Annotated in this window: 16 protein-coding genes and 1 pseudogene; 2 read left to right on the top strand and 15 right to left on the bottom strand. The window is 46.5% G+C overall.

The features are described 5' to 3' along the window. The first annotated feature begins 10 nt into the window (after window positions 1-10). The gene (locus MHB80_RS05935) at window positions 11-1,123 is read left to right on the top strand and encodes an endospore germination permease (RefSeq protein ID WP_341281310.1); all 1,113 of its coding nucleotides are present in this window, start codon (window positions 11-13) and stop codon (window positions 1,121-1,123) included. 95 nt (window positions 1,124-1,218) lie between these two features. Here MHB80_RS05935 and MHB80_RS05930 read toward each other — a convergent pair whose 3' ends face one another. From MHB80_RS05930 to MHB80_RS05890, 9 genes and pseudogenes are all read right to left on the bottom strand, one after another. Then, window positions 1,219-2,790, bottom strand: coding sequence for an ABC transporter substrate-binding protein (locus tag MHB80_RS05930; RefSeq protein ID WP_341281309.1), 1,572 nt, complete (start codon window positions 2,788-2,790; stop codon window positions 1,219-1,221). A gap of 69 nt (window positions 2,791-2,859) precedes the next feature. Continuing rightward, the gene (locus MHB80_RS05925; RefSeq protein ID WP_341281308.1) at window positions 2,860-3,792 is read right to left on the bottom strand and encodes a carbohydrate ABC transporter permease; all 933 of its coding nucleotides are present in this window, start codon (window positions 3,790-3,792) and stop codon (window positions 2,860-2,862) included. A 15-nt stretch (window positions 3,793-3,807) separates the two neighbouring features. After that, a complete protein-coding gene (locus MHB80_RS05920) occupies window positions 3,808-4,728 on the bottom strand; it encodes an ABC transporter permease subunit (protein WP_056042839.1) in 921 nt (306 codons plus the stop codon). Window positions 4,729-4,907: 179 nt separating this feature from the next. Next, window positions 4,908-6,482: a response regulator gene (locus MHB80_RS05915; RefSeq protein ID WP_341281307.1), complete on the bottom strand. Its 1,575-nt coding sequence runs from the start codon at window positions 6,480-6,482 to the stop codon at window positions 4,908-4,910. 25 nt (window positions 6,483-6,507) lie between these two features. Continuing rightward, entirely contained in the window at window positions 6,508-8,307 is a 1,800-nt protein-coding gene (locus MHB80_RS05910) for a histidine kinase (protein ID WP_341281306.1), read from the bottom strand. A 177-nt stretch (window positions 8,308-8,484) separates the two neighbouring features. Continuing rightward, window positions 8,485-10,446 (bottom strand): AraC family transcriptional regulator, encoded by a 1,962-nt coding sequence (locus MHB80_RS05905; protein ID WP_341281305.1) that lies wholly within the window; start codon window positions 10,444-10,446, stop codon window positions 8,485-8,487. 521 nt (window positions 10,447-10,967) lie between these two features. Next, window positions 10,968-13,025, bottom strand: a complete 2,058-nt coding sequence (locus MHB80_RS05900) for an iron ABC transporter permease (RefSeq protein WP_341281304.1) — start codon at window positions 13,023-13,025, stop codon at window positions 10,968-10,970. Between the two features lie 8 nt (window positions 13,026-13,033). Next, the gene (locus MHB80_RS05895) at window positions 13,034-14,059 is read right to left on the bottom strand and encodes an iron-siderophore ABC transporter substrate-binding protein (RefSeq protein ID WP_341281303.1); all 1,026 of its coding nucleotides are present in this window, start codon (window positions 14,057-14,059) and stop codon (window positions 13,034-13,036) included. Between the two features lie 268 nt (window positions 14,060-14,327). Continuing rightward, window positions 14,328-14,639 (bottom strand): annotated as a pseudogene (locus tag MHB80_RS05890) (glycoside hydrolase family 127 protein); the annotation flags it as partial. Between the two features lie 601 nt (window positions 14,640-15,240). On the opposite strand from MHB80_RS05890, the gene MHB80_RS05885 reads away from it, so the two are divergent. Then, window positions 15,241-17,247, top strand: a complete 2,007-nt coding sequence (locus MHB80_RS05885) for a M6 family metalloprotease domain-containing protein (protein WP_341281302.1) — start codon at window positions 15,241-15,243, stop codon at window positions 17,245-17,247. Between the two features lie 384 nt (window positions 17,248-17,631). On the opposite strand, the gene MHB80_RS05880 is transcribed toward MHB80_RS05885, so the two are convergent. From MHB80_RS05880 to MHB80_RS05855, 6 genes are all read right to left on the bottom strand, one after another. After that, window positions 17,632-17,976, bottom strand: coding sequence for a rhodanese-like domain-containing protein (locus MHB80_RS05880; protein WP_341281301.1), 345 nt, complete (start codon window positions 17,974-17,976; stop codon window positions 17,632-17,634). Between the two features lie 52 nt (window positions 17,977-18,028). Further along, complete coding sequence (locus tag MHB80_RS05875; protein WP_341281300.1) at window positions 18,029-18,673, bottom strand: SDR family oxidoreductase; 645 nt, start codon at window positions 18,671-18,673, stop codon at window positions 18,029-18,031. Between the two features lie 471 nt (window positions 18,674-19,144). Beyond that, window positions 19,145-21,412 carry a glycoside hydrolase family 95 protein gene (locus MHB80_RS05870; RefSeq protein WP_341281299.1) on the bottom strand — a complete coding sequence of 756 codons (2,268 nt, stop codon included), beginning with the start codon at window positions 21,410-21,412 and terminating at the stop codon, window positions 19,145-19,147. 321 nt (window positions 21,413-21,733) lie between these two features. Beyond that, on the bottom strand, window positions 21,734-22,126 hold the full coding sequence (locus MHB80_RS05865; RefSeq protein WP_341281298.1) for a nucleoside 2-deoxyribosyltransferase: 393 nt from the start codon (window positions 22,124-22,126) through the stop codon (window positions 21,734-21,736). 213 nt (window positions 22,127-22,339) lie between these two features. After that, a complete protein-coding gene (locus MHB80_RS05860; RefSeq protein WP_341281297.1) occupies window positions 22,340-23,143 on the bottom strand; it encodes a Cof-type HAD-IIB family hydrolase in 804 nt (267 codons plus the stop codon). Between the two features lie 604 nt (window positions 23,144-23,747). Then, complete coding sequence (locus MHB80_RS05855) at window positions 23,748-24,383, bottom strand: hypothetical protein (RefSeq protein ID WP_341281296.1); 636 nt, start codon at window positions 24,381-24,383, stop codon at window positions 23,748-23,750. Window positions 24,384-24,422: the final 39 nt, after the last annotated feature.

Here is a 24,422-nt window from a genome sequence, read left to right as displayed (position 1 = left end):
AGGAAGCCGAATGATTAAGGAGAAAATCAACGGCAATCAAATTTTCTGGATGATTTCCACGATGCAGATCGGCATGACCATATTGCTGACCCTCAATCCTTCCATTGCGGTTGCCAAGCAGGATGCATGGTTATCGATTGCCATCTCTACGCTGTTCTCCATGGGTCTTGCCTATGTGCTGTCACGCATCAGTATCATGTATCCTGGCGATTCTCTAGTCACCTATGCGCCGAAAATATTGGGCAAGTTCCTTGGACACACAATCATTTTGTTGTATTTCATTTATTGGTATACGGTGCTTGCCATTATTTTACGGCAGTATGCCGATTTCATGATTGGCACCATTTTGCCGCTCACGCCCGTCCTAGTTCCGATTATTGGCATGCTCCTTGTGGCAGCCTATGTTTCCTTTGCTGGAATTGAGGTGCTTGCAAGGTGCAGCGAGGTATTTGGCCCTTTAGTGCTGCTTGGCATTATGGTGCCGCTTCTGCTGAATATTTCGCAAATAAAAATAAACAATTTACTGCCGTTTATGGTCGATGGTAGCCCGCTCGTGCTGCTCAAGGGCGCGCTGCCTACCGCTTCCTTTCTTGGTGATAACATTATGCTGATGATGATTCTCCCCTTCCTTTCGAAGCCGCGCGAGGGGACAAAAAGCGCTGTGCTCGGCTCCGTAGTAGCAGGAGTATTTACGTTGTTTTCCGCAATGGAGTGCATCGCCATCTTTGGCTACTCAACAGCTGCTCGGCAGACCTATCCGTTTCTCAATTTGGTTCGCTTCATTTCCTTCGGTTTTTTGCAAAATCTTGATGCCATCGTCGTCGCCATCTGGATTATGGGCATTTTCATTAAAGTATCGCTATATTTGTTCGTTGCCTCTTACGGCAGCGCCCAATGGTTCGGAGTGAAGCGCTGGCGAATTTTCATCTTTATTGCTGCCCCCGTCGCGCTTGTACTCGCGATGCTGCCACGCAACTTTGTTGACAGCTCCATCCTTTATCCTAAGCTCGTCGCCGTACCGATTAATTTGCCCTTCCATTTTATTTTACTGCCGCTGCTGCTGTGGATTGTCGGTATGATTCGCAGTAATAACAAAAAGAAAAGCAAACCTGACAGGCTTTAAACCGGCAGTCGCACTGCTGAAAAAGCAAAAGCCCGCAGTCGGAGCACCTGTTGCCAGATGTTCGGACTGCGGGCAGCTTATTGACTTAGCTGCTATTATTTTTTCGCTGCTAGAAAAGCATCGATTTGGCTTTGTACTTCTGCGAGAATTTTATCAATGCCGGCCGCCTTCACCTGCTTGTTCAAATCCTCAAGGCCTTTATCTACATCCTTGATCGCGCCATATTCCAGCGGAATAGCAAAGCGGAGCATCACATTTCCAACATTCGCCACTTCCGTCTTCACCTTGCTGTTGTCAAAAACGAAGGTTTCCAGCGGGTAGTGGTAGACCTTCGCTTCCCAATCCTTCGTGATCACTTTGGCTTCCTCTGGGAAGGACGCGTTGTCACGGTTAAGCGGTGAGTTGAAGCCCCAGCTGGAGAAGCCTGTAAAGTTCACGCTTTTATCGGTCGTATCGTATTTATCGTCGCCAACGGCTGTGAAATGTACCCCTGGGATACCGTATTGCACCAAGTCATGAAGCTCTTTGTCATTTTGCATCAGATCGACGAACATCAGCGCACGCTCCGGATTTTTGGAGGTTGCATGGACAGAAACGCCGTTTTGCGTCGATACGGCATTCGATTTTTTCGTATTTGGCGTAATGTCCGCAAGCGCAAGCTCATAAGGCGATTTTTCCATGCGCATCAATGCCATGAGTGAGCTGAGCGTTCCCATATTATGCGTAATAGATGCTGTTTTGCCTTCCTTGAAATCCTGCTGATGATCATTTTTATTGTTTAATACGTTTTTCGACCAGGCATTATTGTCAGCAAGGTCTTTGTAGTAATACAGCAATTCCTTGAATTCCGGTGTTTCATAGACGTTAAACACTTTGCCCGCTTCATCTGACAGTTTAAAGCCGATCGGCAGGTCGAAATCGAGCATGTTCCAGTCATGTTGCTGCTTGAGCAGAATACGGTCTAAATTATGCAGCTTCCAGTCGCCGGTTTCCGGTGTGAAAGGCGTAACGCCCTTCTCATTTTGAGCGATTGTTTTCAAATAATTAGCATACGCCTCCGGGCTGTCGATAGCAGGAAGATTGTATTTTTTACGCAGATCCTCCCGGTACAAAATCAGCTTCTCTACCGATTCGCCTCTGTTTTGCGGAACCATGTACAGCTTGCCGTTTACTTTCGCCTGATCCCAGCCAACCTTGTCCATCGCTTTCCACGTTTCTGGCATATATTTGGACAGCATATCGTCGGTCAGCTCCAGAAAACCGCCTTTGAGTGCCTGATCGTTATAGCCCGCCCAGTTCGCAGAATAGATAAGGTCAAAATCTTCATTCGCCGCAAGCTTCAGCGGATATTTTTGTGCCCAATCGGACCAATCTAGAAATTCGGCATCGACAGTCGCATTGATTTCTTCCTTGAGCTTTTTATTGATTTCAGCGAATACGGCATCATAATCAACCGGCTTCGGGCCGACAAACACCATTTTCAGCTTAACCTCTTTAGAAATATCTACGCCGTCCTTCGTCTGTGACTGTGCTGCTGAAGAATTTGTGCCTGCCGCTGGTGCAGTGCTTGCTTCTGTTCCTGTATTGCCACCGTTGCCGCATGCACCAAGAACCATGGCTAAAGTTAAGGCTACCGCCGGTATAACGACTTTTTTCTTCTTTTGCATATTGAATTTCCCCCTTAAATGTAACTGTTGTTTTGCCCATCTATCTTGATAAACCAAGTTCCCTTGGGATTATCCTTTCACTGCGCCAATCGTCAAGCCTTTTACAAAGTACTTCTGGATGAAGGGATAGGCAAGCAGGATCGGACCGCTGGCTACAACCGTCATTGCCATCTTAAGGCCCTCTGTCGGCAGGCTTGTCGTCACAACAGCGCCTGAGCCCATCATTGCCTTGCGCATACCATCCATGTTGCCCAGCATTTTGTACAAATAATACTGCAGTGGCATCAGCTTGTCGTCCGCAACGAACAACAGGGCATTATACCAATCATTCCAATAGCCAAGGGCAAGGAAGAGACCGATCGTTGCGAGAGCAGGCTTGGACAGCGGAAGAATAAGTTTCATGAAAATAAGGAAATCGCCTGCGCCATCGATTTTGGCCGATTCAACAATCGCTTCTGGAATGTTGCTCATAAACGATTTCATGACGATAATATAAAACACGTTCAGCAGCAGCGGCACAATCAGCGCCAGCGCCGTATCCTTCATATGGAGATAGTTGACGATGAGCAGGTACCAAGGCACAAGCCCGCCGCTGAACAGCGTCGTAAAGAAAAAGAAGAAGGAGAAAAAATTGCGCCATTTGAAATCTTTGCGTGATAAGCAATAGGCGGTCATAGCGGTCAGGAACAGGCCGATCGCTGTACCGATAACGGTAACAGAGATGGTTACCCCATATGCCCGAATCATTTGTTCGGGATATTTGAACAGGATTTTATAAGGCTCCACAGAGAAGGCAGTTGGGAAAAATTGATAACCCTCGCGCACAATGGTGCTTTCCTCCGTAAACGAAGAGGATACGATCAGAATAAAAGGCAATATGCACAGAACCGACAATACGGTTAAGGAAGTATAGCCGATAATGGCAAGAAGTTGGCGGTCGAGCTGACCGCTTTTCACAGACTTGACGGCTTTACTGCCGATATTAGCATCAGATACACTCATTTTCATGACCTCCCACTAGAATAAGGCGCGATCTTTGTCATACTTGCGAACGGCATAGTTAAACAGCATAATGGTGGTAAATCCGAGAACCGATTGATAAACCCCCGCAGCGGCCGACATGCCAATGTCATTCGAAGTGATGAGCGACCTGAATACGAATGTATCAATAACATCAGTAGACGAGAACAACACACCATTATTGCCGACCATATTGTAAAACATCCCAAAATCGCCTTTGAAAATATTGCCCACTGCCAGCAGCACCAATATAATGACGGTTGGATATAAATTAGGAATCGTTACCTTGAAGATACGCTGAAAAATATTCGCGCCATCGATTTCCGCGGCCTCATACATTTCGGTATCAATGCTCGTAATCGCCGCCAAATACATGATCGTACCATAACCGAGCGTTTTCCACGCCGCGACCAGTACGAGAATAATTGGCCAATAGGCAGGCGTATTATAAATATCAATCGGCTCCATCCCAATATTTCTCAGCAGGGAATTAACCGTTCCGATGTCAAAGCTGAGCAGGTTGTAGGCAATCGCGCCCACGACAACCCAAGAAATAAAGTAAGGCAGAAACAAAATCGACTGAGCGATTTTGCGGAACCATTTGCCCCCAACCTCGAACAGCAAAATTGCCGTGAAAATTTGCAGCACATTGTTGACTACAATAAAAGCGATATTATAGAGCGCCGTATTTCTTGTTATGCGCCAGGCATCGCCCGATTCAAAGAAAAACCGAAAGTTGTCCAGCCCATTCCACGCGCTGCCGAAGATTCCGCCGGCATAATCATAATGCTTGAAAGCAATAATAATGCCCGCCATCGGTATATAAGCAAACAGTAGAAAAAACAAAACGGCGGGCAGCAGCATGAGCAAAATAGCCCGATATTTGATGACATCCTGTATAAATCCGTGTCGCTTCATCTGTGCTCCCCTCTCTTCTCTTGTCTGCTTTCATTATAAGAAAAGCAGGGCGTCCGCATAATTAAGGGGAACAACTAAAACTTATACTAATTCAACGATTGCATAAAATAGCGGTTAAAAAATAACCCGGAATCCGTCGGACCCCGGGCCATTACGATGAGATAAACACAGAAAAACGATTAAATGTTATGTTTTTTCCGATATTCCCCCGGCGACATGCCAACCTGCTGCTTGAATTGGCGATTAAAATAAATAATATTTTTATAGCCAGCCAGCTCGGCAATTTCATATATCTTCTTGGTCGGGTCCTCCAGCAGCTTGCACACATGCTTCATACGCAGCTCGCTTAGAAAATCGCTGAACAGCGTATTCGTCTCTGCTTTGAACAGCTGGCCCAAGTAGTTCGGCGTAAAATCAAAGTGGGCCGCCACCTCATTGAGCGTAATTTTCTGATCGAGCCGCTGCTCCACATAAAGTGCGATTTCTTCGATCAGCTTCCGCTTTTGCCGCTGCTTCTTCAAATACAGCAGCTCGGACAGCTCGAAAAACCGCCTTCTCAGCCAAGAGAGAATGTCATGCACCGTCTCAAATTGAAACAAGACAAACGGCTGATGGGAGTCCCATTTTAAAATTTCATATAAATGCTCGTTCATTTGCTGGAGATCCGCATGCAGCTTGGACGTAATGCGAATGATGAGGTCGTAGATGTCGTTTTTCCCGGTTAGCGGCTGGTCGCCGCTGAACAGCTCCCGCAAGCAATCATCAACCGTCGTCAGATCATATTCCAGCATCGCCCGCAGCATCCGGTCTACTGTCTCTTCGAGGCTGTACGCCATCGCTTCTTTAGGCGACCAGGATGCTGCATCGTGAATGAGCCTGTTTTTCCCGACAATCCATTTGATGCTCAGAGCTGCCTGTGCCTGCTGATAGGCGTCATGCAGCTTGGCAATAACCGTTGTATGCATGCCAGCCCCGATGGTAATCGAATAGGGAAAAGCTTCGTTAAACGCTTGCACCAGCTTTTCAAGCAGCGCTTTGCATTCCGCCTCCTGCACCGTCGCCAGCAGCACAAAATGATAGTCATAGCTGGTCAGCAGCGTTCCAACTTGATGACGGTCAACAAAGGCGCGAATAAACAACGCCATCTCCGCTGTTAAGGAACGTCGCTCACCCGCTGCCATCTTGCCCAGCTTCCACTCCATATCATCCATTTCAATAATGGCAACAGCTGCTCCGCCCTGCAGCAGCGGCATAAGGAAGCTGTGAAGATGCTGCTCTACCCGCCCCGATGTCGGCTCGTTAAACCAACGCAGCAGCAGCTCCTGATGCACCAGCGTCAGCGTCTCGGTCAGCGACTGGTTTTGCAGCCGCTCCTGCTCGATTTTGTTGCATAGCTCCAGCAGCATATCATGAAGCTCGGTATCATCAACCGGCTTAAGCAAATATCCGGAGGCGTTCAGCTGGATCGCTTCCCTCGCGTAGCTGAAATCCTGATGGCCGCTTATAAAAACAAGATGCGCCATCGGGTTAATCGCCTTCGCCCTGCGGGCAAATTCCATCCCCGACATAATCGGCATGCGAATATCCGAGAGAATCAGGTCGATGCGCTTCTGCTCCATCATTTCCAGCGCCTCGAACCCGCTAGTGGCAACGGACACATCCTGCAATTGCAGGCGCTCATTGCCGACTACCCGTCGCCGTAGCCATTCCAAATCGATTGCCTCATCATCCACGAGCAATAAACTAATATCCATCCCCGCATGCTCCCCTCTAAGCTGCCTATAGCCAAATCCCTTCTGCATCCTCCCTCATCTCGGCATTTTCGACCGGAAGAATAATTTGCACCGTTGTGCCCGCGCCATAATGGCTGCCGATTCGAATGCCAAAATCCGTGCCGTAGCGCAGCTTGATTCGCTCTTCGACGTTTTTCAGACCATATTTATCCGATTTGGCGTCTTCCACTTTATCCGTTTGTCCCGCAGGAACAGGCATAGGCATTGGCAAGGATGTATTCGAGAGCATTTTTTTGATCGTATCCGGCCGCATCCCGATGCCGGTATCAATAATTTTCAGCTCAATGCGGTCGCCCAGCCGTCTGCCCGTTATGCGTATCGCTATCGTTTTGCCAAACCAAGCGTGCTTAAATATATTTTCCACAAATGGCTGTAAAATAAGCTTAATAATCGGTGTTTGCAAAATATCCGGCTCGATGTCGTAATAAACCTCGAACGTATCGGCATATTTTACCCGTTGAATGTCCAAATACGTTTTTACCTGTTCAATCTCCTTCTCCAGCGTAATGTACACATTGCCGCCATTCAGCGTTAAACGGTAAAACTTCGACAGCCCCTGAACCATCGCCGTCACCTTGTCCGTCTCACCCAAATTAGCCAAACTGCCAATCGTCGAGAGCGTGTTATACAAAAAATGAGGGCTGATCTGCGCTTGCAGCACATCCAGCTCCGCCTGCTTTTTCTGAATGCCCTGCACGTAGACATTTTTAATCAGCTCTTGAATGCTCGTCGCCATTTGGTTGAAGGAATTGGCAATATGAACAAACTCGTCATTGCCGGTAAAACCAATCCGCTTATGAAAGTTCCCTTCTTGGAAGGAGCGAACCAGCATAACAATTCGCTTCATTTTTTTGCCAGACAACCGGGCAACAATGTAGCCAATAAACGCCATGACCAGGAAGCTGATCAGACACACGGCAACGATGACCTTCTGCATTTTGCTGGCGTCTTTACTTAAATAGGCATGGGGCACGAGCGTCTCAATCACGAACGGCGTTCCGGGTATTTCTTCTTTCACACTGAGGTAGGAAGCCGGATTAGACTGATGGTTCGCCAAGCCGCGCGTATACATGACCTCGCCTGATTGAGTGTTTAGAAGTCGCAAGCTGATGCCTTGATCAATCGGGAACGTATCGAAGTTGCCAAGCAGCTCATCAAAGCGAGCCGTCACGCGCACATAGCCGATAACAGAAGCCATGCCGCTGGAGGACACCAGCTTGCGAAAATGCGAAACGTTTTCTAGTTTGCGGTCGGAAGCCAGCTGTATCCAAAGATTATCCTGATTGGATGCTTGGAGTGACTTGAACCAGTCCGTATTCTCGATATGATGCATCGAAAGCACATAATAGTCTCTGCGCTGAATAGGCTTGTCCATATCATCGCCCAGCACCTCGTACATTTTCTCGTCTACCGTGTAAACTGCGAGCCGGATATTGTTCCCATACAGCTGGAGCGGCGCTCTCATCTGCGGTATGATGTCATCCTTCATTTTCAGCATAATCTCCAGCGGTTCTCCCGTGTTTTGCAGGGCATTCTGAAACGTTAAGCTGCTGAAAAGCGTGCTCGATATACGTTCTATCTCATCCATTTGGTATTCAATATTATTGCGCGTCTGCTCCATCGCGGTGCGAATATTCGTCTCCGCCATCTCCGTTCGTGACTGAACGAGCATCGTATATGAGATATAGCCGACCAGCACATCCGTCAGCAGCACAAGCGCCATGTAAGGAATCATCATTTTATACGTAAATGGTATATACAGCTTGCTTAGCTGAAAGCTCTTCATCTGTTGTCTCCTTTTCTATCCTGCAGCGCTTATGTGCATCATTCTACAATATAGGAGGGGATTTTGATATGGCAATAAAATCACTATTCCTGCACTTATTTAAGCCTTACAAGAAAATAACCCGTAAAGTGGAAACTCTTAGAGAGTCCACTTTACGGGTTAGATTTAATTGTTTATTTATTTCACAATACTCTCAAGCACATCATCAATCATTTGCGAGTTGGCAATCGTTCCTGTGTACAGCCAGCTGGCATTGTTGTCATACGCGTAGACGTTGTTATTTTTCACTGCAGGAATGCCCTGCCAGATCGGATCGCTCAAAACTTCCTCTTTCGTCGCCTCCCTGCTGTTCACAATAAACAGGTAATCGGCGTCCAGCTCGGCGAGCTTCTCCTTGGAAATCGCACTCCAATTCGCCTTCGCCGTAGAGGATATTTCTGCAACCACGTTCGGAACGGCCAAACCCAGATCCCGATAAAGCAAATCGCCGCTGGATAAGCTTTGGTTGACGACGTAGACATTTTTAGCTGTTACCCAGAGAACCGCAGCCGACTTGTCACCGATTGCTTGGTGCAGCTTATCCTTGGCATCTGTAGCTTTCGCTTCATAATCAGCCAGCACCTGCTTCGCTTCCTCACTCTTATTCAGCAATTCTCCTACCGTCAGCAGCTCCTGCCGCCAATCATTGTTGACATCGCTGCCTACTGTATAGGTTGGGGCAATTTTAGCATATTGTGCATACTTGTCCCCCATTACCATTTCCGCATTGTCGATAATAATAAGATCAGGCTGGTAGCTCAGCACGACTTCATAGGGAAGCTCGGATGGAATAGCAGGGATATTCGCCAGCTCCTTCTGCAAATAATTTTGCACCTTCCCATCACTTACCGACCACTGAGCAACCGGAATGACGCCTAGCGCTACCAAATGATCTTCCAAATAAGAGGCTATAACGCGTTGAGGATTAGCTGGAACCTTAACTTCATTCCCCAAACCATCCTTCAGTACCCGCTCACCCGCTGTCTGTTCCGCTGTATGGCTGCTTGCGGCTGGCGCAGCCCCATTTGTCGCTGGAGAATTTGCCGAACTTCCGCATGCACTGACCAATAGAGTCACTGCAAGCAGCATCATAATGGCAATTGATTGTTTGGAAACTCTGTTCATTCTTAATACCCCTTCGCCTCTTTTTTGATAATGATTATCACCAATAACAGTATGCCCGCTGCGCCTCCTGGATACAATGGGGTATCGGGACATCAATAATGGATTATAAGGGCGTTTTCTTGGGGGACTCGCATCCATTTTATAATGAATCGGCGAAATGCCCGTATGCTTTTTAAAAATACGGCTGAAAAAATAAACGTCCGGATAGCCGACACCGGTGGCTATTTCCTGTAAAGTCCCCTCCGTGCTCGTCAGTAGATCTTTCGCCTTCTGGATGCGAAGCTGAATGAGATAATCAATCGGACTATGGTGGATTTGATTTTTGAATAGGCGCGTTAAATGCCTTGGCGTGCAATCCAGCACATTCGCCAGCCGCTCCAGTGTAATCGATTCCGCATAATGCTCATGGATAAACCTGACCGCCTGGGCGACCAGATCCGCTTTTATAACGGGAACCTCCTGCTCCTCAAGCTGCCGCAGCAATTCATAGATGAAGTCGTAGAACAACGTTTTCACATGCAGTTCGGCAAGCTTGCCGTCCTTATGAAATTCTTCGTTCAGCTGCTTCAGCTTCCCATAAAGGGATATTGGAAAAACGGGCGTAATACCGTATTGCATGCGAAAAGGATTTGTCTCCAGCAGCCGCTGTTTTTCTGGCATATTCCGAAGCGGCTGAACCGTTTTGTAGAGGATGAGATAATATTCAAAAAGCTCATCTATGGGGCCAATATCCAAATAAAAGCCTTTCCCGCCATGCAATATTTGAAATCTTTTGAATGCATATTCCCGATTGTCCAAAGCAACCGCCGCACTGCCTCTTAGCGCAAATAAAAACGCATTGGCCGGCAGCCGATAGGCGCTAAGCGCTTCCCCTAGCTTCATTTTAATATGCCGAACGTCCATCACTTTAATGGCACTATGCGTGAACCAAAACAGCTGCTCCTCCATGTTTATCTTGTCGTTCGTGACTTCCACTTGTTCTTCACTCCTTGCTCTTACGCTGCACTCGTCTTTATTTGAAAAAATGAATAAAAAAAGCAAAAAACAGGCCAATCATGGTAATATCTAACCATAATCGAACTGTTTGATGCAACTGCTCTTGCTTAGCGAATATTCGAGGCAATTTCCTCTGACGATTCAAAACTGGGAACGGCAGCCTGGGAACGGCAGCATTAGATCGTTACTCCGTTCGCTTACCTCGGGCCCGCTCATGCTTTTTTTTCGCGGACTGAGGCTCCGCTATTTTGGCTTTTGATCCCATTTCAGGCCATAAGCGGACAGGAAATTCGTTATTGCCCTTAATATCCTATCAAAATGGCTTATGGCAGCGCATTAGCGTCCCCTGAGTCCGCAGCCTGCGTCATATCCGTGATTCTGCTGAAATAGCGGCTGCTGTGTCCGCCGCCAAACCTGTCTTTGTGCAGGGTGTTTTCCTTACCGTTCCGTTCCCACCTGAAATGGAAAGCAGAAGGCTTCAAGCAGCCTCACAAACGCTGCTAAAACTTCCTAACCACCGAGCGGTACATGAGGAACAGGAAATACGGACTGCCGATCAGCATAATAATTAGACCTGATGGAATTTCTTTCGGTGCCATGATTGTTCTACCGAGCGTATCGGCAATGACGAGCAGCAAGCCGCCGAGCAGTCCTGACAAAATAATGGAGCGTCTCGTGTGATGCCCAATCATCATGCGCACGACATGCGGTGCCATAAGCCCGAGAAAACCTATCGTACCTACGCTCGCAACAGCTCCCGCTGCTAGCAACACGCCGATAATCATCGCCCAGAGCCGCGTTCCTCGAACCGGCAGGCCAAGGCCTATCGAGCTTTCGTCGCCAAACGCCAGCAAATCGAATTTTCGGCCTAAATAGTAGGCAATCGGTAAAAGGATAATCAGAAACAGCATAATGCTATAAAATTGATTCCAGCCTCTCCCATAGGTTGTGCCCGTTAACCAAATCAGGGCTGTACTATTCCAAAGGCTCGCCTTGACGATCATCGCCTGTATGCCCGCAGAGCCGATTGCCGATACTGCGATGCCAAGCAAAATAAGAACAGACGGATTTAAAGATTTGCGCCAAGCTAAGAAAAAGACAAAAGCTGCGGCAAGAATCCCACCTGCAATTGCCGCAAACGGGAGAGCGAAGATTGTTAAATTCGGCAGCGCAACCAATACGATTAGCGCGCCAAACCCCGCCCCCGACGTCACGCCAATAATCGAGGCATCAGCCAATGGATTTCGGACGGCGCTTTGAATTAAGACGCCGCTAATGGCAAGCGCAATTCCACCCCCAGCCGCAACGAGTGTACGCGGGAGCCTTAAATTCAGCAGCACGGAATAGGTTGAGTCTCCTCCACCGATAAGGCTGCCTAGCAAATCGGCAATCGGTATTCTAGTTCCCCCAAGCGACAAGCTTACGAGAATGATAACGATGAGCAGCACGGTCATGGATATCGCAGTCGGAGCGAAGCGCATACGCAGCGCTACCCCGCCGATGTTCATAGATGACTGCCCAGAGCCTGAACCGGATATATTTTCCATCTTGTTCAGTACGAGCCAGATGAGCCAAGGCGCTCCAATAATCGCCATGACCGCGCCAACCGGCATTTCCCCTAAATGGCTCCGCACCATACGAGCAAGCAAATCCGCCGCCGTAATAAGCAGCGCTCCCCACAATGCGCTGGCGGGAATAAGCAGGCGATGCTTGCGAATACCGCTAAGCCGGACAAGATGGGGGGCGACCAGACCAACGAAGCCAATCGGACCAACTACACTGACTACAATCGCCGCAAGCAGTACCGAGAGGCCAAGCCCCATTGCCCGTATTAAGCCTACGCGCTGCCCAAGCGAACGAGCGGTAGACTCATCGAGCTCCAAGGCATCAAATTGCCTTCCTGCGAGCATTGTGATTCCAAGCAAAGCAATGACGAAAGGCCATGCATACTCGACTCCGCTCCAGTTCAGCTGAATTAAGGAACCTGAGCCCCATAAAAATAAATTTTGCGTTTCCGTTTGCTTAAAAATATGAATGGCCGTTGTAAACGCCCCAAGCACCATGGATACGATCATGCCTGATAAGGCAAGCCTGATAGGTGTGGCCTTCCGGCCGCCGCTCAGGAAATAGGCAATTAACGCCGCCAGCATTCCCCCCGCTGCCGCCATTAAAAATGGGAACTGCTGCTGCAGAGCAGGAAAAGCTACCACGCCAAGGACAACCATAAAGTAAGCCCCAGCATTGATTCCCAGTGTATCGGAAGCAGCGAGCGGATTTTTCGTTATCGTTTGCAGTAAGGCGCCAGCCGCAGCGAGCGCAGCCCCGGCCAAAATGCCAATAACCGTGCGCGGCATGCGGATATCCCATAGCAGATTATGCTCCATCACATCTTGGCGGCTGAGCAATCCATCTAACACGGTGGCTGCTGGGATTTTAGCTTCCCCGAAGCAAAGACTAAGAAGGGATAAAACGAAAAGGGCGGCAAGGCCGCCCCCAAATATTCCAATTACCCGCCAGGTCATTCCGGTAGTGGCTTCATTGTTAAGATTATCGTTCATCTTGGCACTCATTTCGTTAATGTATTCACAACTTCATCAACGATCACTTTCGAGGAGATTGGACCGCCGAACACCCAGGTCGCGCTATCTAATCCGTAGATGCGTTTCTCCTTAACGAAAGTAAGACCGTTCCAAACCGAGTTATCCTTTAGTTCTTTCGAAAAAATATTATCATCCTTTTGAACAATGTAGATCAGATTGGTGTCTTGAACCGCCGGCAGCGCTTCAACCGTCGAAGTGCTAAATCCGTAAACCTCAAAGTTTTCCGATTTCCAATCGTTTTTCAGGCCAATCCGATCCAGCGTTTGTACGGCAAGCGAGTTGTCAGTAAAAAGACGCAGCGTTGCTGCATTTTGGTAGCTGTAAGCTTGTGTCAGCACGTAGTTGAAGCCACCCTTTCCTGCCGCAGCAAGCGCAGCCTTTGCATCCGCATAATGAGCATCCAGGTCAGCTAGAACTTTAGTACCTTCCTCTGTTTTTCCAACAGCAGCTGCAATCGTTTTGAACACTTCTTCCATCTGGTCATATTGATTGGTGTCCCCTTCAAGCGGGTATAGACTAAAAATCAACGTTGGCGCAATGCCTTTCAATTGATCATAAATCGCTTCGTGGCTATCCGTATTCGCTATAATCAAATCGGGCTTCAAAGCCGCAATTGTCTCTAGATTCGGAGCGTCACGCATACCAACATCCGTCACGTTTTCATCCAGCGGCGCTTCTGATGTCACATACAGCTTATATTGTGCGTTATCGGCATTACCAACTGGCTGCACGCCAAGCGCAATCACATCCTCTGTAAATGTCCACTCTAGTACGACAACCTTTTGCGCAGGCTTATCCAGCTTAACCTCGCCTTTAGCATCCTTTAATATAATAGGTCCAGCCGCAGCGGACTCCCCATTCGAATTTGCAGCAGCTGCATGGTCAGTTGCGGTTCCTTCTGCTGCCGAATTATTCGTAGTGTTAGATCCACAGCCCGCTGCGACCAGCACAACAACGATAACCATAATTAAACCCATTAGCCTTTTGTTCATTTTGTTTATCCCCCTATTATTCCAAAAATCAAAGCTATCCTACTGTGATAGTGTTTATCATTATGTTGATAATGATTATCATCATTAGATACAATAGCTATATTAGCTACCATTTTACTGAAAGTCAATGTTTAAATTTTCAATTTCCACTTTATCCGACCCGAATACAAAAAAAGGACAGGATACGCTCTCCTGTCCTTTTCCTCCTCGTTACCTTGTATCCTTATCGCAAGCTGTATCGGTCCTGCAGCCTATACATTCACCTATTTCAGCTCTGCAGCCAGACGCTCATTTCGCCAGGCTGGCGCTTGCCCCATAAATAATATGGAATGGACTTGAAGCGAACCGCGTTCCTCTGCTTCGTGTAAGGGCGGTAAGGCTTAACATCGGACCATGAAGCTGGATCTGTCATTACTCCATCACCTTCTACAATAACGCAGCCTCCAAGAAGATTTTGAACGGCATACTCTGTCAAGTTTGGTTCCTCGGCCAATTCAAGCGAGGTAATCGGAGCTCCATTGTCGGCTTCCTCCAGGCAATAGACGAGCGGACCACGCTGAATGGCCACTTTGCCAGCATCTGCCCGAAGTCGGCAATACTCCTATCGCAATAGAAAGCGCTAACAACTTTGCGAACTTAACATAATGAACCATGTTTTACCCCATTTCTATACATTGATGGTACAAAGCTAATTATAGGGTCATAGAGCGGCTGTTTATATATTCGGTTTTTAACCTTATATCGAAAATCGTACATTCCTCTTTCCGGTCAGGCTTTCTTTGATGGAATCTAAACGGGCCCCTGCTATAGTTCGAAAAAAGGCTCAACCTATTATACAAAACTAATAGATTGAGCCTTTCGATTTATTAGATTCTTTATACTTGAGCATGCATGGCTAGATGAAATCCTGGGAATCCGGCTATTCATCTGCCCACATTAAGATTATTTCATAAAAATAGAATATACACAAAAAATTAGACATATTGTAAAAATTTACTCATATTGTGATAGGAGGTATTGCAGTCTTCTGTTAGATGCATCTGTCGATTTAATCTATCTATGAATCTGGTGCGATTATCAACAGAATATTCCTCATATCAATGAAAGGGAGGGACGACCTTTATGAATCTATAAAGAAAACGATTTTATCACCAACAAAAAAATCTAAAGGAGGAATATTTATGAAGAATAGTTTCAAGTTTCTGTTCACATCCGTTTTTTCTTTGATTTGTGTTTTGTGCATTCATACGAGCGTTTTTGCCGCACCAGCATACAATGGGGTTGTCGAAATGGAGCAACCGTCAGGCGAGTCGTTTCAAGCTACGTTGCATGGAGATGAATGGTTCCATTGGGCAAGTACAAGCGATGGCGACGTACTTATACAAGATCAGCAGGGGTATTGGAATTACGCTGAACTTACATCAAACGACCTGAAATCGACGGGAGAAAAATATAAAATTGACAAGAGGCCTGCAAAAGCAGTAGATGAGAACCATTTAACCACATGGGTAAACAAATACAATCCTCAAGCTCAGAAAAAACAGGAGCTGATAAATGAGCTGCAAAAGGAATCCTCATCTTCTCTTGAACGTTCAGAATCGAAAGAGTTTACGGGATCACTACAAAATATTGATGGAACTGTCACTTCAGTTTCAGGAACCAAAAAATTACTAGTTTTGTTAATTGAGTTTACAAATATTGATATCGCATATAGCGACAACGATTGGAGCAACAAATTCTTTTCAGCAAATCAAAAGTCAATTAAAGATTACTATAATGAAGTGAGTAATGGAAAAGTGCAGCTCACTCCAGCGTCCGATTTATATGGCACGCAAAATGACGGGGTAGTAAAGGTAAAACTAGACTACGATCATCCGGATACATCGGGAAAAAGCATGGGAACAGTTATAACAGATGCACTTACTAAAGCTGATCTTGCGGTGAATTATGCTAGTTTCGATACCAATAATGATCAGGTCATCGATTCTAAAGATGGTTTCTACATTGTAACTATTCTTGCTGGTAATGAAGAGGCTAGTGGTGGTTCAGCACCAAATGTTTGGGCACATCAGTCGTTTGCTCCCGACACCAATCACGATGGTGTTACAGTATCAGGTATGTTTACGGCACAGGGCGAAAAACAATATGGTCATATGGCAACGATTGGTCTCCTTGCTCATGAATTAGGGCATTCCTTTGGTCTTCCAGATCTCTATGGTTCTAATAATCATGTGGGTGAGCTAAGTATAATGGCTAATGGATCCTGGAATAGTCTTCAAGGAGAAGATTATGGAGCTACACCCACTCATATGGATGCCTGGTCAAAAGTAAAATTAGGATTTGTAACACCTGTTGTAGTAAATACAACAAACAATGTTACTCTGAATAGCATCCTTAATAACTATAATGTTATAAAGATTCCTTTAGCGGATAATTCATATTTTTTAGTTGAGAATCGCCAAAAAGTTGGATATGATGCAAGCTTGCCAACCGTTTCTGGCGGCATCGCGATTTGGCATATTGATGAATCCATGAATAATTTCCAAAATGATCCTCACCCTTTCATCGATATTGAGCAATCCGTCAGTGAATATCAGGACTCGTTCTATTACACGAATAATAATCATGCTGCTTCCTTTGGTCCAGGTACCAATCCAAACAGTAATACCTACACTGGAAATAATTCAGGAGTTACAATTACGACGACAAGTACAAGTAATTCCGCTATGAATACGACAGTAACAGTAGGAGGAGCCCATCTGATTCCGCAAACGAATTGGACGCTAAAATATGTAGACAGCGATGAATTGTACAATGAAGCCCTGAAAGCCTTTGATGGGAACAACAGCACGTTGTGGCACACGAAATGGTCCCCAGTAGCTCCAATGCCGCACGAGATTCAAATTGATCTGGGTGCATCCTATACTCTCTCCAAATTCAGCTATCTGCCAAGACAAGATGGCCAAGTGAACGGAACGATCAAGGACTATGAGTTCTACGTCAGCACTGATGGGGTAAACTGGGGAACATCTGTAGCCTCAGGTGCCTTTACAAATGATACCACTTTGAAAGAAGTCAGCTTTGCAGCCAAGACAGGTCGATATATTAGACTGCGAGCCTTAAGTGAGGTAAACAATAACCCATGGACAAGTGTGGCTGAACTTAATGTATTTGGAGTGACGCAATAATGTATTTGTGAGGGCAGCTATTGAAATGATTGTACGCTAATGCTACCCGAAAGGTTATCATCTGCTGAGAGGTTCGTTCAGCATTTGATAACCTTTTTAAAACAGCATATATCGACTGGGACCAGACTACTCAAATCCTGTTTCTTAACAGAATTGCCAATATGCTGGGGATATAAGTTGTCACTATGCATTTTACTATTTATAGAGGGTGGGAAATGACAAACCGATAACGCACATTGTACGTTCAAGCTAGAGCTGTCGACATTTTTTCTTCTATTCGTTCAGCTCTTAGAATCCAGAAGAATACTGTTTAGGGATATCGGTTTCTTTGCCCAGATTTGATGCGGCTTCCAATGCCCAATAAGTTGAGAAAGACTCCTCTCTTTATTTAACTACATAGAGAAATTCAAATCCTCGCTTTCGCAAAATCCGCGCAGCTTTTTTTGATTTAAATGCCCTAGTAGACAATATGATGACATTATCCTCACGGATAAGATGATTTTTCCATACGTAAGGAAGGCGGCCTAGCGAGATATTGATCGTCCCAGCTGTAGGATCGGCCAAATACTCGAGTGAATCTCGAATATCAATCACTTTATATTCACGAAATTCATCCCGCCGTTTCAAAAAATCTTGATAATCGATATGTTTAAGGTTTGGCATGGGCCATAACTGACGTATAACAACGAACATTGTGATTATAACGGCTAAAAAAATCAACCAGAACATCCCGAAGCCCTCTCTTATTTCATTCGGATTTATACGGTACGGCAGCTGCTTTTTAGACTTTTTTCAATGCATCGGCAATTAAATCGTCACCAGCAATTAAGTCAAACGCACGCTTGTAGGTATGCTTCTCATCCAATGCGGCCAAAATAGCATGAGCTGCATCTTCACGAGGAATACTGCCAGAAGTGATATTCTCAGCAGCAAATACTTTTCCTGTACCCGGTTCATTCAAAAGAATGCCTGGCCGTATAATCGTGTATGTCAACTTGCTGCTTTCCAGTAGTCTGTCTGCATAATGCTTTGCTGCGTAATACGGAACAATCTCAGTGTGCCAGTTCTCACGGTTATTCGCCTGAATGGCACTAATCATAATAAATCTGCCAATGCCTGCTTTTTCAGCCGCTTCAATCGTTTTCACAGCACCATCCAAGTCAATCAACAATGTTTTATCATGACCAGTCTTGCCTCCTGAGCCCGCGGTAAACACAATGGCGTCACAGCCCTCAGCGACTGCGGCAATGGAATCTACCGTTCCTTCCAAATCTGCAAGCACCGTTTCGACGCCCTGCTTCTCATAGGCATCGGCTTGTTCTTTTTTTCGCACCATCGCCCGGACGGTGTGCTCTTGGCTTGCTCTCAACAGTTGAATAAGGCGCTGTCCGATTTGTCCATTCGATCCGACTACTAGCACCTTCATATTCAAACCCTCCTCGTTATGAAATATTGCCAGTCTATTGCGATAGCTCCTACGGATACCAGCAATGCTTGAGTATTGTGGGTAAAGGACGCTTTTGTGCGCAAACGATCTGTGATCAGTTAACAACATGATTGATCCTTACGCCAAATTAATTAAAAGCATGCGCATGCATTTAATTTAGCGTAAAAAACAAATGGTGTCAAGTCATGTATACCATTCATATAATCAGTCATAAATGGAAAATAAGCATTTCTTATCCAATATGGTTCAATGCTCGCAAAGAAGCCAAACAACGATTCCCTCATACACAAGCGTAAATGGCTGTCGCCGTCCTCTGGCGGCAAAGCTACCGTTTCGCGTAGAAATATAGAGAAGGATCGAAAAATCACATCCTTTCTCTATATTTGAGAAATCGCCGTTTGGCTTACTGATTATTGAATTTTGAGGATATGTTTGAGGTTATATACAAGACTATAAATTAATTTCCTTATTCGAGGAGAAGGAATAGGTCTGTCCTGCTTCAGCCATAAATTCAACCCTCGCGAGACCCGGCCCGCTTATTCTGCATAGGCCAGCTTCTGTGCACTCTACCCTGGCCTCTACCACCTTCATTTCCGACCACTGCAGGCTTACAGTAAATCCTCCACGCGCTCTAAGACCACGGACGAATCCACTATCCCAGGCTGCCGGCAGTGCTGGCAGGAGCAGGATTTCTCCGATATGACTCTGCAAAAGCATCTCGGCGATGCCTGCAGCTCCACCAAAGTTGCCGTCTATTTGGAACGGGGGATGATTGTCGAACAAATTAGGCAGTGTCGAATGATCTAATAATGCTAGCACATTGGAGAAAGCTTTCTCCCCATCCTGAAGACGCGCCCAGAAATTAATAATCCAGGCACGGCTCCATCCCGTGTGCCCGCCGCCTGCGCTCAGCCTTCGCTCCAGTGTTACACGGGATGCAGCCGCAAGCTCTGGCGTCTGCTCCAGGTTAAACTCGTCGCCAGGATAGAGGGCAAACAGATGGGATATATGACGGTGACCCGGTTCCGGCTCCTCATAATCCTCCATCCATTCCTGAACCTGTCCATATTGGCCGATCTGCGGCCTCGGCAGCCGTTCCAGCGTCGCGGCAAGCTCTTCAGCGAACGGCTGATCCCGGTTTAGAATTTCGCAGCTTGTTATGCAGGCGCCGAACAGCGCCCTAATGATTTGAAAATCCATAGAGGCACCTACACAGAGTACACCGCTCTCTCCCCCGGGAAGGGTATATCGGTTCTCAGGAGATACAGACGGACAGGTGACCAGCCTTCCTTCTGTATCTTCTATTAAATAATCCAATAAAAACTCTGCCGCCTCCTTCATCGTCCCATAGGCCTGTTCCAGAAAGAAGCGGTCCTTTCCAAAACGATAATGCTCCCAGAGATGCAGGCAGAGCCATGCTGCGCCCATCGGCCAGAAGGAAGCCGGCAAATAAGTATCCTGCGGGGCAGTATCCGCCCAAATGTCTGTATTATGATGGGCTGTGAAGCCTCGGCAGTTATACATTACCCTGGCAGTTCGGCTGCCCGGTTCTCTCATCCGCTCAATCAGCTCAAATAAAGGCTCGTGACACTCCGCTAAATTACAATTTTCCGCCAGCCAGTAGTTCATCTGAGTGTTAATATTAATCGTAAATTTACTGTCCCATGGCGGCAGAAAACTGTCATTCCAGATGCCCTGCAAATTGGCCGGCAAAGAACCGGGACGGCTGGAGGAGATCAGCAGATAGCGCCCATATTGAAAATACAGAGCGACTAAACCATTGTCCTCCTTCCCTTCTTTGATCCTTCCTAGCCTTTCATCAGTTGGCAGCTCGCCCATTTCCCCACCATTACCCGGGAGCTCCAGCTCCACCCGATTGTATAGGGCTCTGTAATCCTGAGTGTGTCGCACAAGTAATTCATTATAGGACAGCTTCTCCAATGTGCTCAGCTGTGATTTGCAGTGTGTCTCGGGGTCGCTGTAACGAAAAGTAGTAGCTGCCATCAGCAATAGAGTTACACTGTCCGCCTTCTCAATAAGGAGATGTTCACCAAGCGTCCGGCAGCTCCCCCCTTCAAGGACAGCCTTAAGCACCACCCGGAACTGACTTCCCCCTTCACCTCCACATTCGCCTCTCATGACCAGTCCGTTATGACCCCATTTTTCTGTCTTCTCCATATACTTCCACTGCTTGCGGTTGAATCGGGCCTTCAGTGATATAGCTCCTGGTGTATCGGCAGTAAACCGCAGCACGATCGTCTGGTCAGGATGGCTGGCGAACAGCTCCCGGGTGCAGCTTACATCACCTAAACGATAACTGACCCGTGCCACTCCGTCAGACAGATCCAGCTCCCGCCGGTAATCCGCAGCCTCTTGGTCATGTCCACCCATAGTAAGGAGCAGGTCACCGAGCGGCAAATAATGCCGCTGGGTTTCCGGCATACCCGGCAGTGTCAGTGCTGCAAGCTCCTCGGCATCCTTCAACCTTCCTTGCATTAGCAGCTCCCGCAGCTGCGGCAAATGAGGAAGCGCGTCTTCATTATTTCTATCCCGTGGTCCGCCGTACCATACCGTATCCTCATTTAGCTGAAGCTTCTCTTCGTATATGCCGCCGAAAATCATCGCACCAAATCGACCATTACCAATAGGAAGTGCCTCATTCCACTCTGAGGCTGGCTCTTTATACCACAATTTATTCTTTTGTTCGTTATTCAACAAAATCCCTCCCTTGTAAATATGGTTGTCTCCGATTATGTATATAGACATTATATAAATAAACGGGATAGAAATAAGCTTGTAATTTACACTTGTTACCGTGTATAAACCTCTCTTTTCAGAAGTGTAAAGCCTATTCACTCCTTAAATGAACGTGCTATAGCTTCTATTAAAATGACTCTTTCATTCTAAGTGAAGCTCCGTAAACAAAGAATGTAGTAAATTAACTTTTGCATGAACAATTCTATCCTCTTGTATGCTGCACTGAGCCTAAACTTGAAAAGCCCTGATAAGATCAACGTTCTTGATCTTATCAGGGTATATTTAAGTCTCATTTATGTTTTTTGGCCATGGTGTCAACTTTATTGAATCAGGGGTAGGAATAAGAATGCCATCAATATGATAAAACGTACAAGTGTTTCCAATTTCATTCAGTTCATTTGTTGAGGAGTATAAATAATTTTTCTTACCAGCCCCCAGCGCAATTCCTAACTCAACATGACTCCCTTTCCCTGCTGGGAACATGACAATTACAACATCTGCATCCATAACCCCTGCTACTTCTTCTTGGCCAATGTTACGGAGTTTTGTTAAGGTGTCTATGCTTGAATGAGTTGTCCAGTCATAAGTATGTTGAAAACCACGTGCCTTCAAACTCTCTGCTACTCGTCGTACATTTTCTATATTTTTGAGACTAGACGCTATGTAAAATTTCATAAAACCCCCCGGCTCAAGCTTTAATCAGAGCAGTTTTATACTAACACATATTGGAAGTATCCTGCCCTTTACTTGAACAAAAGCTGCAGTAGATCCTTCGATCCGCCGCAGCTTTTTTGATTGAACTATCGTTCCTCGTTTGCTTAATTTAAGTTAGAAACGTACTTACTGTTGAAAGAAAATAAAGTATTAGACTGCCGTTGCTTTGTTGATCTAACTGTTTACACCCACCAATCTCTCTAGAGTAATAGCAACACCATCGTTATCATTTGAATCGGTTACATGGGCTGCGCAATTCTTAAGTTCGATAATTGCGTTCCCCATGGCGATCGGGAATCCGCACAATTGGAATAATCCCAAATCGTTATAATCATCCCCGAACACCATTGCATTTTCTGGCTTCACCCCGATCTCGTCAAGTACCCATCGCACTGCTTCTTCCTTTGAAGCTGATTTTTGCATGATTTGAATCAATACTCCTCCATCAGTTGCGATTACGTTCACATGATTACCGAATTGCTCGATAACATCCATCCATGTGCTGTAACCATGAACCAATATTTTGGTTGGGGATAGTGATCTAATAAAATTCTTATCAACAACCAGGGGTTTAGGATCATTTGAACGGATACCGAAATGAGTAAGTTGCGAGTCAGGAACTGGTGTACACGTATAGCATGAGTCATAGACCTCGTAATTAATTATCGATTGAGGTGCATGTAACTCAATGAAATTGTTGATCTGGTGGCTAATCTCCATTGGGATACTAATGTGCCGTTGTGTTTGCTTAGACTTGCATATTGTTTGAGCACCATTGTAATAGACCAAGTAGTCTACAAAAGGAAAATTCTTTACAAATTGATTGGCCGCTCTGGGTGGTCGCGCCGTGGCGACGATAATATGGATTCCGGAATCATAACACCGTTTAACAGCCTCGTAATTTCTAGGCGATATGAATTTGTCGCTGCCGAGCAATGTTCCATCCAGGTCTAATACAATTGCCTGTATGTCCGACATCTGCATCTCTCCTCAAAGCAATTCTTCCAATAATAACCTAATTCCAGGAGAGATGCTAGACTCATTATTGAATTAATCAGCCCGTTACTTTCATAAAAATAGCAGCCGCTTACTTGCGGCTGCTGCTGGCAAGCTCGGCCTCGAATTGGTCGGCAACCAGCCGCAGTTCATCAACCGGGGAGTCGGCGGCAATCGGGTCGCAGATTTTTACGCCCGCTGGGACGATGACGCGATCAGCTTAAATCCGGATCTGATCAGCATCCTGATCGGCGTCAACAACGTTTGCGGATGATGTCGGAGCGTCCGGGCAACCGCATAGAGAGAGCGTACCGGCATTTGCTTGCGGAAACGAAGAAGTTGTTGCCTTCCCAGAATTGGTGCTGTACGAGCGTTTATATTGAAAGTCGGGGAGACAGAGGAAAATGGGAGGAGTGGCTGGCGAGAACGGATCGATGACTGCCGCCGTATCGTTTGTCAGTTGGCCGAGGAAGTAAAAAATTCCGCGAGCCAGTTAGGCTCACGGAATTTAACTTTCTCCAAATCGTACTGACCCGATCCGGTCCCGATGGACTAGATCTTGGCTGCGAATAATCTTAACTAGTTCCTATTCGTTCCAAAGCTTGACGCGATCCTGGATGTATTTCGAAAATCCTTTTTCCATTCTCTCTACACCGGTACTGATCAGTTCTTGTTGATATTCATCCCAAATTTGGTCGAATTTCTCCGGCTTAGCCATAATGGCCTGGGGGAGCCGACTCCAGGTAATATCCTTCACCTTGGTTTGCAGGATCGAGACCTCGTCGTCGGCCGGTAAGGAGAGATTCCAGGCCGCTCCCCAAGGCTTCGCCGGCATGTCGTTCACTGGCGTGAAGAAATCCGCCCAAACCGTGGCGCCATAGGCCTTCAAAGTTTCCTTGTCCGCGGCCGTATACTTGTTCTGAATTTCTTCAGGGTTCTTCTTCGTGAAGAAATTGCCGGTAGAATCCTTGACGCCATCGCCATAGTGGAGTCCCATGGTGACATAGGATTCAACGCCGGATTCCTTCTTGAACGCCTCGTTATCCTCGATGATACGCTTCTGCACGTCTGCCGGAACGACGCGTTTGCCGTTCTCTATTACATAATGCTTTCCTTCAACGCCCCAGTTGATCAGGACTTGAGCCTGTTCGGACGCCAGGTAGTCAAGGAATTGCTTCAGCCCATATCCTTCCCCGTAAGTCAGAATAAGGCGCTGATGCACATTGCGGAGTCCGATCCGATGTACTAGAAGCCAATGCCA

It is taken from the genome of Paenibacillus sp. FSL H8-0537, assembly GCF_038051995.1.
Lineage (GTDB): Bacteria > Bacillota > Bacilli > Paenibacillales > Paenibacillaceae > Pristimantibacillus.
This window is presented reverse-complemented; position numbering and strand designations above follow the sequence as displayed.

Excerpts from the sequence above, each read along its gene's own strand:
- MHB80_RS05935 (WP_341281310.1), top strand. The coding sequence starts at position 11 with ATGATTAAGGAGAAAATCAACGGCAATCAAATTTTCTGGATGATTTCC.
- MHB80_RS05930 (WP_341281309.1), bottom strand. The coding sequence starts at position 2,790 with ATGCAAAAGAAGAAAAAAGTCGTTATACCGGCGGTAGCCTTAACTTTA.
- MHB80_RS05925 (WP_341281308.1), bottom strand. The coding sequence starts at position 3,792 with ATGAGTGTATCTGATGCTAATATCGGCAGTAAAGCCGTCAAGTCTGTG.
- MHB80_RS05920 (WP_056042839.1), bottom strand. The coding sequence starts at position 4,728 with ATGAAGCGACACGGATTTATACAGGATGTCATCAAATATCGGGCTATT.
- MHB80_RS05915 (WP_341281307.1), bottom strand. The coding sequence starts at position 6,482 with ATGGATATTAGTTTATTGCTCGTGGATGATGAGGCAATCGATTTGGAA.
- MHB80_RS05910 (WP_341281306.1), bottom strand. The coding sequence starts at position 8,307 with ATGAAGAGCTTTCAGCTAAGCAAGCTGTATATACCATTTACGTATAAA.
- MHB80_RS05900 (WP_341281304.1), bottom strand. The coding sequence starts at position 13,025 with ATGAACGATAATCTTAACAATGAAGCCACTACCGGAATGACCTGGCGG.
- MHB80_RS05895 (WP_341281303.1), bottom strand. The coding sequence starts at position 14,059 with ATGAACAAAAGGCTAATGGGTTTAATTATGGTTATCGTTGTTGTGCTG.
- MHB80_RS05885 (WP_341281302.1), top strand. The coding sequence starts at position 15,241 with ATGAAGAATAGTTTCAAGTTTCTGTTCACATCCGTTTTTTCTTTGATT.
- MHB80_RS05880 (WP_341281301.1), bottom strand. The coding sequence starts at position 17,976 with ATGTTCTGGTTGATTTTTTTAGCCGTTATAATCACAATGTTCGTTGTT.
- MHB80_RS05875 (WP_341281300.1), bottom strand. The coding sequence starts at position 18,673 with ATGAAGGTGCTAGTAGTCGGATCGAATGGACAAATCGGACAGCGCCTT.
- MHB80_RS05865 (WP_341281298.1), bottom strand. The coding sequence starts at position 22,126 with ATGAAATTTTACATAGCGTCTAGTCTCAAAAATATAGAAAATGTACGA.
- MHB80_RS05860 (WP_341281297.1), bottom strand. The coding sequence starts at position 23,143 with ATGTCGGACATACAGGCAATTGTATTAGACCTGGATGGAACATTGCTC.